The organism is Pseudomonas sp. S4_EA_1b, assembly GCF_016307435.1.
In the GTDB taxonomy this organism is placed as follows: domain Bacteria; phylum Pseudomonadota; class Gammaproteobacteria; order Pseudomonadales; family Pseudomonadaceae; genus Aquipseudomonas; species Aquipseudomonas rhodesiae.
Map to the genome: position 1 here is coordinate 1 of NZ_JAEILC010000221.1, position 1,670 is coordinate 1,670.

Genomic DNA, 1,670 nt, shown 5'->3' on the forward strand with positions numbered 1-1,670 from the left:
TTACTGGGCGGTATCCAGAATTATTTCGCTCAGTTGCGCGCGCGTCGATTTATTAATATGTATTTCCGTTAATGCTTTCGCTTGGCGGCTTGATTCGCGGACTTCCGATAAAAGCCATGAGGCATTATCTGAAAATTCGGTTTGGTTTCCTTATATGAAATGCGATTCAAGGAACCCGACAGCGTTATTTTCCACGAAAGTAGGGACTGTGAAGCAGCCTTGTTGCTTGCTGGTCAATAAGACTATTGCTTTCCTGTTCCTATAACGGGGTCAGGTTGCGTTAATTGAGGAAGTTATGAATGTCTCTAACGATCAATAATCCTACTTTTGTAAAACCTGATACATCGATTCTCGATCAACCGTCGTCAAAGCCGACGAGCGCTGATGCTAAATCCACCCCGCCTAGTAGCACTTCCCGTTCCGATGTTTCGACGGCGCGCTTTGAAAATTCTAGCGTTAAAAATAACGAGTTGATGTTCAATGCGGGTGCACTCTCTAAGATGTTTGACATGATCGAACAGTTCTTTAGGTCTATGCGGGAAGTGTTTGTTGGGCGAAATAATGCGCCTGATCTTATGTCTGGTTTGAAGCATTCGCCGGGTCTTACGCCGGACGTCACCAAAGCGCCTGTGAAGCCGGATGCCGCTGACCAACCGGCGACGCCAGGCGCAGATAAGCGATTGGTAAAGCCGGATATGGAAAAGCAATCGGTGAAGCCGGATGCTGCCGACCCATCCGTGACATCAGGCTTGGAAAAGCGTCGGGTAACCCCTCAGACAACGGACCTCTCCGGTAAGGCTGACGCAGAGAAGTCGATGGTTTTAGCGGACGCCCGCAACACCCCAACACCGGTGATGCCGCAAGTGCCCCGGCCTGAGGTCGCAGTGACCAACGATGCAAAGGCGAACGTACAGGTGAATGTCAACGTCAGCCATTGTCACTGCCCCGACCACGGCGTATTGCCTGATAGTGGGATCAGGCCAAGGGTTATCCCAGACGTGCGCGTTGGGCCCAATCCCGATGTAACGCCTGGCGTAACGCCAAAACCCGTGCCGAGAGTTAAGCCTGAGGTGAAACCGGACACGAACCCGGCCGTGAAGTTGGATGTGAAGCCGGACGCGAAACCCAACGTGACGCCACCCGTCAAGCCGGACACCCTCGTCGAAGTTAAACCTGACAAAACGGAACCTGATTTGACCAGCCCTGGCCCAGCGGAAAATACATTCGATAACAGGGACTGGCGTTTTAATAGGCGGCCTGCATTCAGGCGTTGAAAGCAACAGGCTAGGATCGTTCACGTAAAACAATGACTTCTCCGGTGTCGGCTCGGTTCGGTGAGGTCATTGTTCAAGGAGTCAGTTATGCCATGTCCTTTAATTAATAATGTTGCGCGTGTGATAGATGTGCGTCAGGTCCTTGGTGTTGATACTTTCAACGCAGTGAATGAAGACGTCTCGCACGGTTATTCCAGAAATAACATAAAGTTTGATGCGTCGCCCACCGCCGTCGCGAATGTAAAAAATAGTGCTGTCCAAAATGCGGATGCGGTCAATTCATTGGTGGCATTGTTTACTTCATTTTTTAACCAGTTAATTGGCTTGATATCCAATAAAAAAGAAACAACCGTACCTGACGTTCCACGTCCCCCTGACGTCCTGCCAAAGGTCGTA

Annotated in this window: 1 protein-coding gene and 1 pseudogene; both read left to right on the forward strand. The window is 50.3% G+C overall.

What is annotated here, in order from left to right; all coding sequences use genetic code 11:
- Window positions 1-299: 299 nt before the first annotated feature.
- Window positions 300-1,274, forward strand: coding sequence for a hypothetical protein (locus tag YA0848_RS35805; protein WP_169903717.1), 975 nt, complete (start codon window positions 300-302; stop codon window positions 1,272-1,274).
- 87 nt (window positions 1,275-1,361) lie between these two features.
- Window positions 1,362-1,670, forward strand: a pseudogene (locus YA0848_RS35810) (hypothetical protein); the annotation flags it as partial.